Consider the following 13,797-nt stretch of genomic DNA (forward strand, 5'->3'; position numbering starts at 1 on the left):
GTTCCAGTGAACGGGCGGACGCCCGCTGGGAACTATGAAACGGAGTCCTTCTGGTGGAAAGCGCAATTCGCGTGGTGGAGTTGTCCAGCCCGCTGAGCCGATTCGCCGGCCGCATCCTGGTCGGACTGGGATACGAGGTTGTCCTGGTCGAACCGCCGGAGGGTGATCCGACGCGACGGGAACTGGACGGCCACACATTTACGCACTGGCACGCCGGAAAGAAATCCGTCGCCATCGACGTCGAGACAGCCGTGGGCCGTGCGGAACTGGCGCGCCTGGTGGCCGGGGCGGACGTATATCTCGATGGCAGCGCCGTCGGCGACGAGCCGATCGAGCCGGCACCGGGATCGGTCGTTCACGTACGGGTCACACCCTTCGGCGTCGACGGTCCGCGCCGCCAGTGGTGCGCCACCGATCTGACGCTCGCGGCCCTCGGTGGAATGCTCGCCCAGGTTGGTGAAGCCGACGGGCCCCCGCTGTCGCTACCTCAGGGGCAAGCCGAACAACTGGCAGGGGTGAACGCCGCGGTCGCGGTGTTGCTCGGCCTCCAGGCGCGGCGTCGGGGCCCGGTCCCCCTGATCGACGTCTCCGCACAGGAATGCGTGGCGGCAGGCCTCGAGGCCGGCGCCCTGGCCTATCTCCACGAGGATCGCGTCCCGGACCGACCCGGTCGGGTGCACCCGTTGGTACCGCACGGCCTGTTCCGGGCCGCTGACGGTTATGTCGGTGGCGGGCTCGGCGGAAGTCCCCGGATGTGGGACGCGCTGGTCTCCTGGCTGGTCGAAGAGGGTGCCCAGGAGGATCTGGACGACCCGAGATGGGCTGACCCCGTCGAGCGGAAAGAGCAGCAGGACCACATCTTTGCCGTGCTGCAGCGTTTCCTCGACAAGTGGCCGAAGGAGGACTTCGCGCGGGCAGCGCAGCAACGCAAGCTGCCGTGGTCGGCCGTCGTCCGACCGGATGAACTGTTGTCGAACCCCCAACTCCAGGCCCGCGACTTCTTCGTCGACGTCGACGAGCCCGGGTCCACCGTTCGAGATCTGGGCTTCTCCTTCCCCTTCCCGGAAGGAGGGAGGACCCGGGCCCTGCCGGTTTCCCCGATCGGTGCGCACCAGGTTCTCCTCGACGAGCCGGAACCCGAAGTCCTCGAACCGACCGTGACCGCATCCGGGCCGGACCTGCTGCCCCTGTCGGGCGTCCGCGTCCTGGACCTCACCTGGGTTCTCGCCGGTCCCTACTGCACTCAGATCTTGGCGGACCACGGCGCCGACGTCATCAAGGTCGAGTCGTCGGGCCGACCCGACCCGACACGGTTCGCGCCGTTCATGCACCTGTCCCGCGGACCACACGACGACCCGAACACCAGCGGGTACTTCAACGACGTCAACAGGAACAAGCGCAGCATCACTCTGGACACGCGTTCCGAGGCAGGACTGGCCGTGCTCGCCGACCTCGTGGCGCAGTCCGACGTGGTGGTCGAGAACTTCAGTTCGTCGGTAATGGAGAAGATGGGCTTCGGATACGAGCGGCTCCGCTCCTTACGTCCGGACGTCGTGTATGTCTCCATGTCGGGGACCGGTCACACCGGACCGCGACGCGACTGGGTCACCTATGCGGACATCGTCTCCGCGGCCACCGGACTGACCGCTCTCACCGGGTGGAGCGCCGACGACGTCGTCGGAGTGATTTACGGTCATGGCGACATCGTCGCAGGATTACACGGCGCCGCAGCGGTTCTCGCCGCCCTCGAGCACAGAGATCGCACCGGCCGCGGTCAGCACATCGATCTCTCCCAGCTGGAGGCGATGGCGTCACACATGGGCACCAGTGTCGTGCAGGCGACGGGTGCCGGACAGCTTCCTGTTCCGCTCGGCAATGCTCATCCCGACATGTCACCGCACGGCGTCTTCCGCTGCCTCGGACCCGACCGCTGGTGCGCGGTCACCGTTCGTGACGACGCGGACTGGACCAGGTTGTGCGCGGTGATCGACCGCCCGCAATGGGCCACGGACGAGCGTTTCCGCACGCCCGAGGCGCGACGGGCGCACGAGTCCGACATCGCGGCGGCGATCACGGCATGGACGTCGCCGCGGCCTGCCGATCTCGTCACCGAGCAACTCCAGCAGGCGGGCGTCCCCGCCGGGACCGTGCAGAACGGGCGGGACCTCGTCGAAGCCGATCCGCATCTGCGTGCCCGCGGTTACTACGTGCCCGCCGTCCATCCCCGTGCGGGAGCCTTTCTCCACCAGGGCGCTCCGATCCGGGTCGGGAAAGCCGTCACGATCCGGCAACCGGCGCCGGTGCTGGGCGCGGACACCGATGCCGTGCTCCGCGAGGTCACCGGCTACTCCGCGGAGACCGTTGCGCGGCTGCGAGCCGGCTCGGTCCTCACCTGAGCCGGTCACTTCGATCAGACTTTTCCACTCGACAGCACTCCCGAAGGACAGAACATGCGTGCAGCCCGCTTTCACACATTCGGACACGACCCGATCATCGACGACGTCGAGGTGCCGACCCGGAAACCCGGACAGACCCTCGTCCGGATCGACGCGGCGGCGCTGGGGCACCTCGACCTCACCGTCGGCAGCGGGAACTTCGACATCAAGCCGGCCCTGCCACACGTCGGAGGCACCGACGGGGCCGGCACCGTGATCGAATCGGACATCTTCGACGCCAGTACCCGGGTGCTGGTCCGGGGCGGCGGAGTCGGCCTATTCAAGCCCGGATGCTGGGCCGAGTACCTCGTGGCCGCCGACAAGGTTTTCACTCCGTTCGATTCAGCCCTCGAACCGGCCATCGCGGCCACGTTCTTTCTCCCGAGCACAACCGGTTTCGTCGCGGTGCACGACATCGCCCGCGTCACCGCGGGTGAGCGGGTCCTCGTAGCCGGAGCAGCCGGCGCGGTCGGGTCCATGGCTGCGCAGTTCGCGCTCCTCGCGGGCGCCGACGTGATCGGTGTGGTGCCGCGAGCCGACCAGGTCCCGCTCGTGCCCAATGGTGTCCGACCGGTCGTCGGCCGTGGGCGTGAACTGGCCGACACCCTGGGACCCGATCCGGTGGCGGATGTGCTCGTCGATACCCTCGGTGGCGACTCGCTGCCGTACCTGCTCGAGCGCGTCGTACCGGGCGGGCGGGCCGCGCTGATCGGCTACACGCTGGGGACCGAACTCACGATCGATTTGCCGAACTGGCTGCTCAAAGATGTACAGATGCTGCCGGTCAACATGATTCGCAAGAGTGCGCGACAGGCGGAACTCGCAGCCGACCTCATTCGGCGCCTCGTCGACGGCGAGATCGGCATGGCGGTTCAGGAGTTTCCGCTCGACGACATCGCGTTTGCTCTGCAGATGATGCGTGAAGGGAAGGTCGCCGGCCGCGCGGTCGTCGTACCGTGACCGTCCGCCATCGCACGTTCGCCGAAAGAAGGTGACACCAGTGACGCCCGAATCGGATTCTCTGCTCCTCCCGGCGGCGATGACGATTCCGTCCCTGCTCGTCCAGCGTGCCACCGAGCGGGGCGATCATCTCGCCGTCCGGGCCGGGGACGTGGAGGTGTCCTATCGCGAACTCGTCCAGCGAGCCGCAACGACGGCCGAGGCGCTGTCCCGACATGGGATCGGTCGGGGTGACGCGGTGGCCGCGATGTGCGCCAACCGCATCGAGATGATCGACCTGCTGCTCGGCTGTAGTTGGCTCGGAGCGGTCATGGTGCCGTTGAACACAGCATTGCGTGGCGCCGCCCTCCACAGCGTGCTCGAGCAGTCCGGGGCGCGTCACCTGTTGATCGAGCCCACCTTTCTCTCGCGGCTCCAGCAGACACGATTCACCGGTGAATCCTGGATACTCGGCACCTCGTCCGTTCCCGGGCCGGACGACAGCCGAATCCCCGGACGAGCGGCCGACCCCGCGGTAACCGCGCTCGATACGGCGGCGATATTGTTCACGTCCGGGACTACGGGACACCCGAAAGGGGTCCGCTGCCCGCATGCTCAATCACTGTGGTGGGGGACAGGAGTGGGAGCCTCCCTGGGCTTGGGACCCGACGACGTTCTGTACAACGGCCTTCCTCTGTTCCACACGAATGCGCTCAACACACTGTTCCAGGCGCTGGTTGCGGGAGGAACATTCGTGCTCGGCGAACATTTCTCGGTGCGGCGGTACTGGGCGCAGGTGGCCGACAGCGACGCCACGGTGATCTACCTGCTCGGTGCGATGGTCGCGATGCTCACCGGCCGGGAACCCGGCACGGACGACAAGAAGCACCGCGCCACCCGTGCCCTGGCGCCGGCGACTCCGGCCCGCCTGTGGACTCCCTTTCGTGAGCGTTTCGGCGTCGAACTCGTCGACGGCTACGGCACCACCGAGACGAACCTCGTCCTCGGAACTGTGCCCGGCGATCGCCGACCCGGCTGTCTCGGAACGGTGCGCGACGGCTACGACGCGAAGGTCGTCGACGACGCCGGCGCCACCGTCGCGGACGGCGTTCCCGGCGAACTTGTCGTCCGCACAGACCTTCCCGGAGGATTTGCCACGGGATACCTGTCCGAGCCTCCCCGCGTAGCGGACGACTGGATCTACACCGGTGACCGGGTAGTCCGGGAACCCGACGGTTGGTATCGATTCGTCGATCGCGTCCGCGACGTCATCCGACGGCGCGGCGAGAACATCTCCTCGGCCGAGGTCGAGGAGGCCTTGGCCCGGCATCCAGCGGTCGCGCAGGTCGCGGTCTTCCCCGTGCCGTCGGAACTCGCCGAGGACGAAGTGATGGCAGCGGTGGTCCTCCGGGAAGGAATGCAGGCGGACCCCGATGTCTTACGTCACCATGCGGCGCCTCAGCTGGCGTACTTCGCTCTGCCGCGGTTCATCGATGTCGTCAGTGAACTTCCGTTGACGGAGACCGGCAAGGTCCGCAAGGAGGTACTCCGGGCGCGTGGGGTCGGCAGCGGCACCTGGGATGCCGACGCCGTCTCGTCCCGGTGACCCGGCAGCCGCCTCGAACCACCGGCTACCGGCCGCACCCGTTGAACGAGCACATCGCAGGTGTGCACGCCTCGGCGCCGGCGAAGTCGGTCGCCGAGTATGCGCAGCGCATCGCGTGAAGTGCTCGGGAGATCCCGATGCCCGCGGTTCGTAGGGCGCCGGCAACCCGGCTGACGTTGAGCCGCGCCGTCGGACCTGTTACCGACAGGGCACCCGCGAGGGTGCGGGGTCCGCTGAACACCGGCACCGCAACACTCATGTAGCCGATGCGGGTCTCTTCGACTTCGACTGCGAGTTGCTCGTTGCGCATACGGTCGAGTTGCTGGCGCAGGACGGCGACCGACATCGTGGTGCGGGCGGTGAGGGCGGTGAATCCTTGCTCGATCACCTCGTCGAACACCGACTGTGGCGAGAACGCCAGGATCATCTTCCCGGTCGCGGTGCAGTACAGCGGCAACCGGCCCGCCACCCGCGACTGCTGCTGCAATCCGCGGTGACCGACGATCTTCTCGATATAGAGCACGTCGATACCGTCCCGAACCGCGAAATGCACCGTCTCCTGCGTCGCGAGGAGCAGATCTTCCATATAAGGCAGCGCGGCGTCACGCAGGATGCGCTGCCGGGGGACGAGCTGTCCGAGTTCGAACAGCCGCAGGCCCAAACGGTACTTCGTGCCCGCCCGCTCGAGGAGTCCCCATTCGACGAGTTCGCCGGCCAGCCGGTGCACGGACGCCTTCGCGACACCACTTCGACGTGCGAGTTCGGTGAGCGAGAGGTCGCTGTGCTCGCTCCCGAACGCGTCGAGAATGAGCCGCGCCTTGCCGAGAACGGACGACATGTCCTGTCCGGCAACACGGTGCGCCGACGGGATTGGTACGACCGGGCCGAGGCCGACCGAATGCTGCGCCTCTGTAGTCACTGCTGCCTCCTGGCGATTGGCGGGGCATTCGTCCCGATCACAGCCACGCTAGGGCTGGACGATGGCGAATCGCACGCCACAGGGTCCGGTCACCGGACCCGTCTCGAATTTTCGGGCACGGCCCGCACGTCCGGTGAGTTCAGAAAGGACCGGACCGCAGCAGCCACCCGCGGTGCCTCGCGCTCGATCAACGCAACGGTCCCGTCCTCGATCACCTCTTCGCGTACGACCCGCGCCCCGGTGAGCTGTTTCCTCAACGTCGGTAGGTGGGGCATCGAGAACGGGTCTGCACCGGCGGCGAGCAGCAGCACCGGCGTCGTGACCGCTCCGATGCGGTCCGCCACCTGGTAACGAGCGCAGGCACGGTGTCCCTCGGCGGGATCGACACCGTGCGCGAGGGCGTCGCGCAGGAAGCGGTCGAGCAAATCCGTCGCCGGGTCCGGGTAATACGGTCGTCTCAGGTTCCACAGGGTCTGCAGGTGGCTGCCGTCAGGCTTGCGGACGGCGCGGTCCACGCTTCCCGAACCCGATTCGTTGTTGCTCTCCGTCCATGGGCAGGAGGACAGCACCACGGCTTCGACTCGCCCGGGGCGGCCGGCAGCCATCTCCATCGCGACCGCGGCGCCGGTGTGATGCCCGAGGACCGCCACCGGTCCGGCGTTCACGGCGTCGAGGAATTCCCAGGCGGCGTCGGCGAACGCCTCGATCGTCTGCGGCGGAGCGAGTGACGCACTCGCTCCGAATCCCACCATGTCCAGGGCGAGAACCCGGAACTCGTCCGCCAGGAGCGGGATCAACTCGCGGAACTCGTCCCAGGACCGCGGGGTCTGATGCAGCAGGAGGAGCGGCAGGCCACTGCCCGATTCCGCATAGTGCAGTTGCCCGAACCTCGTGTCGGCGTATCCGAACCGGATCGCCATCAGTAGGCCGTGACCATCGGGGTGTCCACGCCGATGACGTCGATCTTCGCGGCGCCGCCCGGATTGCCCACCGGCTCCGCCCGGGTCGGCAGGACCTCGAGGAAGAAACGCTTCGCGTCCTCCTTGAAGTCGGGGTCTGCCTTCCGATCCACCGTGATCGCCTCGACCGGGCAGGCGAGTTCGCAGGCGCCGCAGTCGATGCACTCGTTCGGATTGATGTAGAGCTTGCGCCCGCCCTCGTAAATGCAGTCGACCGGGCACTCCTCCATGCAGGAGCGATCCATGTAGTCGATACATGCGTCGCCTATGACGAATGCCATTGTCAGCTCTCCTTTTCCGTGGAATGGCCCGGGAAGATCTCAGCGTCCGGATCGAGGACGGCAGCGGCGTTGTTGACTGCGGTTGCCGCCTCACCGAATCCGACGGCGATGAGACGAACCTTCCCCGGGTAGTCGGTGATGTCGCCGGCCGCATACACGCGCGGCACGGTGGTCTCCATTCGGGTGTTGACGACGATGTGGCGCGAATCGATCTCGAGTCCCCACTCGATCATCGGTCCGAGGTCGGCGGTGAACCCGAGAGCGGCGATGACGGATTGCGCCGGCAACGTGGTGGTGGTCTCGTCGAGTTTGTGGGCGACGTCCACCTCCGTGACCCATCCGTTGCCGCGGACCGCGACAATGTCCGCATTGACCAGCATGCGCACAGTGCTCTCGCGGACCTTCGTCACCGTCGCCGCGTGAGCACGGAACTTGTCGCGACGATGCACCAGGGTTACCGACGACGCGATCGGCTCGAGATGGGCCGCCCAGTCGAAGGCGCTGTCGCCGCCGCCCACGATTACCACGTCCTTACCGGTGTGCGCGGAAAGGTCGGGCACGAAGTAGCTGAGACCGCGGTCGACGAAATCGAGCCCCTTCACGAGAGGGCGCGGCGTGAATGTCCCGATCCCGCCGGTGATCACGACCGCACCGGCGGTGACGGTGCGACCTTTGCTCGTCCCGATCACGACTCGTCCGTCTTCGGCGTGATTCAGTGTCCGGGCCTGCTCGCCGAGCAGATACGCCGGATCGAACGGCGCGGCTTGAGCGAGCAATCCGTTCACGAGATCTCGCCCCTTCACGGACGGGAAGCCCGCGATGTCGAGGATCGCCTTCTCCGGGTACATCGCGCTCACCTGGCCACCGGGCTCGGAAAGAGCGTCGAGAACGGCGACCCGGAGTCCGCGGAAGCCGGCGTAGTACGCACCGTAGAGACCGGCCGGGCCGGCACCGATAATGAGAATGTCGACGTCGAGGTCCGTGCCGGTCGACGCGTTGAGCGAAGCGTTCATGCCGGCAACGTTAATCATGTTGCCGCGCCGGATAAATGAAACCGGTCCGGTCAGCAGACTGTGTTCATTCCTGCCGCTGACACGAACGGACACGAACACGGAAAGGCGGGTCCACCGGCGAAGGAGAAATGCCGGTGGACCCGCCTGTAGCTCTGCTCTGTCTGTGCCGGAGTCGTCCGACGCCTCGTTACCCGGTGCTCTGTGCACGGGGTAACGGTGCGAGGACTACTACTTGACGCCGTACCGCGTCAGGTACCGGCCCGACAACACCCTCAGGACACGGTCGAACAGAAAGCCCATGATCCCGAGCACAATGATGCCCACAAACGTCCAGTCGATGCGCCCGTAGTTCCGGGCCTGCCAGATCATCGAACCGATGCCGTGGTCGGCTGCCACGATCTCGGCGGAGACGATGGTCAGGAAGCTGTTGCCCATCGCGAGACGGGCGCCGGTGACGATGCCCGGCACCGACGACGGCAGCACCACCGTCTTCATGATCTGCAGTTTGCCGGCTCCCAGGTTGGCGGCAGCCTGCAGTTTGTTCTCGCTGATCGCGACGGTCGCGGCGATCGTGCTCACGGTGACGATGAACACCGAGGTGTAGAAGATCAGCACTATCTTGGACGTCTCACCGATGCCGAACCACACCACCGCCAATGTCACGAACGCGATCGGGGGGATGAAACGGAAGAATTCGATATACGGGTCGAGCAGTTGACGCACGAGGTTGACGCGGCCCATGAGAATGCCGACGGGGGCGCCGATCACTACGCCGAGACTCCACCCGACCAGAATGCGCTGGGCCGACGCCCAGATCGATGTCCAGAGGACACCGCTTTCCGCCAGTTCCCTTGCTGCTGTGACGACTTGAGCGGGAGAGGCGATGGTCGTCGGGCCGTACCACCAGGCGAGGAATGACCACACCCCTAGACCGATGACCGCGGAAGCGACCCACAACGCCGCCGTGCGCAGGGCGGCCCCACCTGCGCTCGAGCGTCTCGTTCGGGCCGGTTGCGCTCGTTCGCTGCGGGTGGGGACGGTGTTCTGTACCGCTGCGGTCATAGCTGGTCCTCCTCGATGCCCTGATTGCGGAGCGAGGCCACGACCTCGGCGCGGATGTCGTCACGCAACTTCTCGTACATGTCGATCACGTCGGGGTGCGCCCTGTCCCGTGGGCGCTGTGCGTGCACCTCGTAGATGCTCTTGATTCGCGCCTTGGGTCCGGCTGACATCACCACCACACGGTCGGCGAGCGTCAAGGCCTCGTCGATGTCATGTGTGACGAACACGACGGTGCACCCGGTGTGCCGCCAGATTCTGTCGAGCTCGACCTGCAGGACCTGCCGGGTCTGAGCGTCGAGTGCGCCGAAGGGTTCATCCATCAACACCAGCGACGGTTGGTTGGCCAGCACTCGCGCGATCTGAACCCGTTGCCGCATACCGCCCGACAGCTGTGCCGGAAACTTCTTCCCCGCGTGTGGGAGCCCGACCATCGCGAGGTACTCGGCGGCGATGCGCGCCTGGTCGGCCTTGTTGGCTCCGTGCATCCTGGGTCCGTAGGCGACGTTCTGGGTCACGGTCATCCACTCGAACAGGGCCTCGGAACTTTGGAAGACCATGCCGGCGTGCGGGTTGCTGCCGTTCACCTCGTCGCCATTGCAGGTGATCTCGCCGGCGCGGGGCTCGATGAAGCCGGCCATCGCGGACAACAGTGTCGACTTGCCGCACCCCGACGGGCCGAGCAGACATACGAACTCGCCTGGTCGCACCTCGAGGTCGATTCCCGACACGATCTCGGCGGCTCCGAAACTGATGCCCAGATCGCGGACCTCGACGGGGACGCCGGTGACGGTTCTGCCCGAAGTGGGCACGGCGGCCGGGCCGCCCGATGCAACGGCGGTCGTGCCGCCGCTGGGGACCGCGGTTGTGCCGCGTGTGGGGACGGTCATTTCTTTTCCTCCTGGTACCAATCGAGCAGCATGGCCGAGGCCAGATCCGGCTGCTCGGAGAGAACGCCGATCTTCTCGTAGAAGTCGACGATCGACTGTGCGGACTCGATGCTCTTGTCGGTCAGGTTCTCGACGCCGAAGTCGATCTCGTCGACCGCGGTGACGGTCTGATCGTCGGCGACGTTGACGGCTTTCCTGGTCGCGGTGGCGGCGGTTCGAGGATCGGACTCCACCCGCGCGGTGGCCTCGACGAGCACCCGGGCAACCGCACGGGCGGTGCCCTCGTTCTTGTCGAGCCAGGGCTCGGTCGTGATCGCCCAGTGGTGGTAGAACCAGTCGAAGTCACCGGTGACGGCAGCGACGTGCCCGCTGCCCTGCGCGAGCGCGGTGGCGGGCCACGGTTCCCACAGGACGTATCCGTCGATGTCACCCCGGTCGAGGAGCGCCGGCATGTCCGTGGGGGTGGCGGAGACCATCTCGACCGAGCCGGCAGGAACTCCGTTGGCCTGGAGGTATCTGTCGGTCGAGATCTGGCTCAGCCCCGGGACGATGCCCATCTTGCGGATGTCAGCGGCCGCGTCGACCCCGTTACGCAACACCACCTTGAGGTAGTCGCCGGACACCTCGTACGAGTACAGCGCCCGCAGGGACGGATTCTGGCGTAGCTGCGCGATCGTCGTGGTGTCCGAACTGCCGGCCAGCTGGACCTGGCCGGTCGCGAGCGCGTCGACGGCTTCGCCACCCCGGCCGAACTGGACCAGCTCGACGTCGAGGCCGGCATCGGCGAACATGCCCTCCTGGTCGGCGACGAAGAAGGGCGCGTACGACGCGTCGATGCCCACGGCGATCCGGAGCGGACCGCCGGCGGAATCGGCGGCGGTCTGCGTGGCGGGGCGGCTGCACGCCCCGGTCGAGACCGTGAGAACCACCGCCGCTGAGGCAAGTGTCACCTTGCCGAGTATCGATCGCCAGGCCATGTTTGTACACCTCCTATTGTGATCTGGACCTCATTTATGGGGCTGTGGTGAAGAAACCTAATGCCACCTCGATGGGGCGTGAATCAACCGGGTCCACCGTGCGGACCGAGTCGTAGAATTTACGCGCACGGAACATCGCGACGAGTACGGAACTGACGAGTACGGAACTAATGACCCGAGCCTTTCGTATCGAGCGCGACACTGTCGGTGAAATGCCGGTGCGGAGTCACGCCTACTGCGGAGTACATACCGCACGTGGCGTGGAGAATTTCGCGATCGCAGGAACGACCACGAGGCAGTTTCCTCTGCTGATCTCGGCGTCGGCGATGATCGAGCGAGCGGCGCGCGAGACGAACCTACAGCTCGGGCATCTTGATGAGAAACGCGCCGGTGCGGTCATCAACGCCGGTAAGGAGATCCGGCAAGCGTAGTTCGCGGATCAATTCCTCCTCGACCCGATTCGGCGGGCGCAGGCATCTCATCGGCGGACCGCGATTGGGGGCAGTGATCAACGTTCACCCTGTGTACGGTGATCGCGCCATCGAGCGCCTTCACGAAATAGCTGGTGTCCCCTCGTCTTTGGCTTCGGAACTGGAGGCGACAGTCGAGAGATCCGCCGTTGTTGCTACTGCCTTGGTGTCGCTGCTCGAGTACGCAACCAACGCGGAACTGGTGAAGGAATCACCATCCACCGGACGCGGAGACGGAGAAATCGCTGTGGAGCGCGGACTGATCGAAGCCAACGGCGTCGATGCCCTCTCCCTGCGCAACCCTGGCTGGCCACCCTTGCGAACGATACAACGGCCGCCGGGCACCTGTAGTCCGCTCTGCGGACCACGAAGGTTCGCATCCGTACGGCCCCAGTGTTAACTTTCGTCGCCCAGGGTGATCCACACCACAGAGAGGCGAGGGCCATGTATGGAGTTCTGAACGTGCCTACGCGCAGGCTTCGTGTCCGCATCTGAACCGATGAACAGTTGTGGCTGGTCCCGGAATCCGAAGTTGCCAAACGGGATGGCGGCGACGTCGAGACCCGAGGACGAGCGGCCGCGGAACACGGCCTCCTGCCCCCAACCCAGCATCGAGCCTTTCGGCCCGCCCAGCGAAACTGACATGAAAGTCTTGCATATGACGAGCGTCATCAGGCAGTACACGAAGAAGTTGCCCGGGAACGTACTGAACCGAGTGGAGAGGGTGGGGAACCGACTCCCGCACCCTTTTATACTTTTCCTGTACATGGCGGTTGCGATAGCCATTTTGTCGTTGATTGCGTCGCTCGCCGGCGCGACTGTCATCGACCCCAAGTCGCAGGAACAGGTTGACATCCAGAACCTGCTATCCGCGGATGGACTCGAGTTCGCACTGACAACCATGCTGGACAATTTCTTGTCCTTCCCGCCGCTCGGCCTGGTCATCGTCATGCTCCTCGGAGTTGGATTGGCCAATCAAGTCGGCCTGCTGGAGATCGCATTCAAAGCCATTGTCGTGCGGGCGTCTCCCAGAATGCTGACGTTCGTGGTGATCTTCGTCGGCATCGTCAGTAACATCGCTTCTGAATCGGCAGCCATCGTCATTCCCCCGTTGGCGGCCATGTTGTTCCTGGCGGTGGGGCGGCATCCGATAGCAGGCTTGGCAGCCGGGTTCGGAGCGGTAGGCGCAGGATTTTCCGCCAACTTCATTGTCGCCGGCACCGACGTACTACTGTCTGGAATCACCACGTCCGCAGCGGGAATCGTCGACAGTTCGGTGGTCGTCACTCCGGTATCGAACTGGTACTTCATGTCCGCATCGACTCTCATCTTGACCATCGTAGGAGTCCTCATCACCGAGAAGGTGGTCGAGCCTCGACTCGGTCCCTACGATGGCAGTGGATCCGACCGTGACAATTCCGAATTCTTGATCACCGCGGATCAGCGTCGCGGGTTGCGTAACGCGGGACTCGTCGCGCTTCTGTATGCCGCGGTTGTCATTGCACTCGTGGCACCACCCAACGCGGCTCTTCGCGGCGAAGATGGTTCCATCATCACTTCGCCATTCATGGACTCCCTCGTTCCGATCATTTTTCTGTTCTTCGTGTCGGTCGGCATAACCTACGGAATTGCAGTGGGAACGATCACCAGCAGTAGTGACGTCCCTAAGTTGATGATCGAATCGGCGAAAGATCTGGCTGGAATACTGGTTCTGGTCTTCGCGGTCGCGCAGACGATCGCCTATTTCCAGTGGACCAACCTCGGCCTTTGGGTGGCCGTGCAGGGTTCCGGACTTCTCGAGGCTCTAGACGTCGACGGTGTCGTCGCTCTCATCATGCTGAGCCTCGTGACGATCGTGCTCAGTCTCGTCATCTCGAGTGGTTCAGCGCTGTGGGCAGTCATGGCTCCCGTATTCGTGCCTATGATGATGTTGCACGACGTCAATCCTGCCTACGCCCAGCTCGCTTATCGCATCGCAGATTCGTCGACCAACATGCTGGTGCCCCTCAGCCCGATTCTGGCGGTAGCACTCGGATACATCCAGAAGTACGACAAGAGGGCCGGCGTGGGTACGGTCTTCGCACTGATGATTCCGTACGCTGCAACGTTCTATCTGATTTGGATGCTCCAGTTTGTCGTCTGGACAGTTTTCGGACTACCCATCGGACCTGGGGAATACCTCAACTGACGCACACTAGTGGTGTGTCTCTGATTTAGCTGATCTTTTCGAGTGCGACGCGGCCGCGGGC

12 protein-coding genes are annotated in these 13,797 nt (G+C 65.2%); 5 read left to right on the top strand and 7 right to left on the bottom strand.

From position 1 onward, the window contains the following. Positions 1 to 53: 53 nt before the first annotated feature. The 3 genes from QM806_RS39305 to QM806_RS39315 are packed head-to-tail and all read left to right on the top strand — an operon-like array spanning position 54 to position 4,980. Positions 54 to 2,396, top strand: coding sequence for a CaiB/BaiF CoA-transferase family protein (locus tag QM806_RS39305; RefSeq protein ID WP_283294944.1), 2,343 nt, complete (start codon positions 54 to 56; stop codon positions 2,394 to 2,396). Positions 2,397 to 2,450: 54 nt separating this feature from the next. Continuing rightward, on the top strand, positions 2,451 to 3,395 hold the full coding sequence (locus QM806_RS39310; RefSeq protein ID WP_005562217.1) for a quinone oxidoreductase family protein: 945 nt from the start codon (positions 2,451 to 2,453) through the stop codon (positions 3,393 to 3,395). Between the two features lie 40 nt (positions 3,396 to 3,435). After that, positions 3,436 to 4,980 (top strand): AMP-binding protein, encoded by a 1,545-nt coding sequence (locus QM806_RS39315; protein ID WP_005562215.1) that lies wholly within the window; start codon positions 3,436 to 3,438, stop codon positions 4,978 to 4,980. A gap of 25 nt (positions 4,981 to 5,005) precedes the next feature. Here QM806_RS39315 and QM806_RS39320 read toward each other — a convergent pair whose 3' ends face one another. The 7 genes from QM806_RS39320 to QM806_RS39350 all read right to left on the bottom strand — a co-directional run bounded on the left by QM806_RS39320 (position 5,006) and on the right by QM806_RS39350 (position 11,078). Then, positions 5,006 to 5,899 carry an IclR family transcriptional regulator gene (locus QM806_RS39320; RefSeq protein ID WP_005260602.1) on the bottom strand — a complete coding sequence of 298 codons (894 nt, stop codon included), beginning with the start codon at positions 5,897 to 5,899 and terminating at the stop codon, positions 5,006 to 5,008. A gap of 89 nt (positions 5,900 to 5,988) precedes the next feature. Then, entirely contained in the window at positions 5,989 to 6,819 is an 831-nt protein-coding gene (locus QM806_RS39325) for an alpha/beta fold hydrolase (protein WP_005562211.1), read from the bottom strand. Beyond that, positions 6,819 to 7,139, bottom strand: coding sequence for a 4Fe-4S dicluster domain-containing protein (locus tag QM806_RS39330; RefSeq protein WP_043787579.1), 321 nt, complete (start codon positions 7,137 to 7,139; stop codon positions 6,819 to 6,821). Before QM806_RS39330 ends, QM806_RS39325 begins: the two co-directional genes overlap by 1 nt. Positions 7,140 to 7,141: 2 nt before the next feature. Then, positions 7,142 to 8,152, bottom strand: a complete 1,011-nt coding sequence (locus QM806_RS39335; RefSeq protein ID WP_005260599.1) for an NAD(P)/FAD-dependent oxidoreductase — start codon at positions 8,150 to 8,152, stop codon at positions 7,142 to 7,144. A gap of 228 nt (positions 8,153 to 8,380) precedes the next feature. Continuing rightward, the gene (locus QM806_RS39340; protein WP_005562206.1) at positions 8,381 to 9,214 is read right to left on the bottom strand and encodes an ABC transporter permease; all 834 of its coding nucleotides are present in this window, start codon (positions 9,212 to 9,214) and stop codon (positions 8,381 to 8,383) included. Then, positions 9,211 to 10,101: an ABC transporter ATP-binding protein gene (locus QM806_RS39345; RefSeq protein WP_005562204.1), complete on the bottom strand. Its 891-nt coding sequence runs from the start codon at positions 10,099 to 10,101 to the stop codon at positions 9,211 to 9,213. The genes QM806_RS39340 and QM806_RS39345 overlap by 4 nt, the downstream gene beginning before the upstream one ends. After that, positions 10,098 to 11,078, bottom strand: coding sequence for an ABC transporter substrate-binding protein (locus tag QM806_RS39350; protein WP_005562203.1), 981 nt, complete (start codon positions 11,076 to 11,078; stop codon positions 10,098 to 10,100). Before QM806_RS39350 ends, QM806_RS39345 begins: the two co-directional genes overlap by 4 nt. A gap of 170 nt (positions 11,079 to 11,248) precedes the next feature. Here QM806_RS39350 and QM806_RS39355 point away from each other — a divergent pair, with 170 nt between their 5' ends. Beyond that, positions 11,249 to 11,509, top strand: a complete 261-nt coding sequence (locus QM806_RS39355) for a hypothetical protein (RefSeq protein WP_283294945.1) — start codon at positions 11,249 to 11,251, stop codon at positions 11,507 to 11,509. 697 nt (positions 11,510 to 12,206) lie between these two features. After that, on the top strand, positions 12,207 to 13,736 hold the full coding sequence (locus QM806_RS39360) for an AbgT family transporter (protein WP_120660871.1): 1,530 nt from the start codon (positions 12,207 to 12,209) through the stop codon (positions 13,734 to 13,736). The last annotated feature ends 61 nt before the right edge of the window (positions 13,737 to 13,797 follow it).

The sequence above is a fragment of the Rhodococcus sp. IEGM 1351 genome (assembly GCF_030056875.1).
Classification (GTDB): domain Bacteria; phylum Actinomycetota; class Actinomycetes; order Mycobacteriales; family Mycobacteriaceae; genus Rhodococcus_F; species Rhodococcus_F opacus.

What these genes read in the sequence shown, in the direction of transcription:
- QM806_RS39310 (WP_005562217.1), top strand. Translation starts at nt 2,451, where the DNA reads ATGCGTGCAGCCCGCTTTCACACATTCGGACACGACCCGATCATCGAC.
- QM806_RS39325 (WP_005562211.1), bottom strand. Translation starts at nt 6,819, where the DNA reads ATGGCGATCCGGTTCGGATACGCCGACACGAGGTTCGGGCAACTGCAC.
- QM806_RS39330 (WP_043787579.1), bottom strand. Translation starts at nt 7,139, where the DNA reads ATGGCATTCGTCATAGGCGACGCATGTATCGACTACATGGATCGCTCC.
- QM806_RS39335 (WP_005260599.1), bottom strand. Translation starts at nt 8,152, where the DNA reads ATGAACGCTTCGCTCAACGCGTCGACCGGCACGGACCTCGACGTCGAC.
- QM806_RS39340 (WP_005562206.1), bottom strand. Translation starts at nt 9,214, where the DNA reads ATGACCGCAGCGGTACAGAACACCGTCCCCACCCGCAGCGAACGAGCG.
- QM806_RS39345 (WP_005562204.1), bottom strand. Translation starts at nt 10,101, where the DNA reads ATGACCGTCCCCACACGCGGCACAACCGCGGTCCCCAGCGGCGGCACG.
- QM806_RS39350 (WP_005562203.1), bottom strand. Translation starts at nt 11,078, where the DNA reads ATGGCCTGGCGATCGATACTCGGCAAGGTGACACTTGCCTCAGCGGCG.
- QM806_RS39355 (WP_283294945.1), top strand. Translation starts at nt 11,249, where the DNA reads ATGACCCGAGCCTTTCGTATCGAGCGCGACACTGTCGGTGAAATGCCG.
- QM806_RS39360 (WP_120660871.1), top strand. Translation starts at nt 12,207, where the DNA reads ATGACGAGCGTCATCAGGCAGTACACGAAGAAGTTGCCCGGGAACGTA.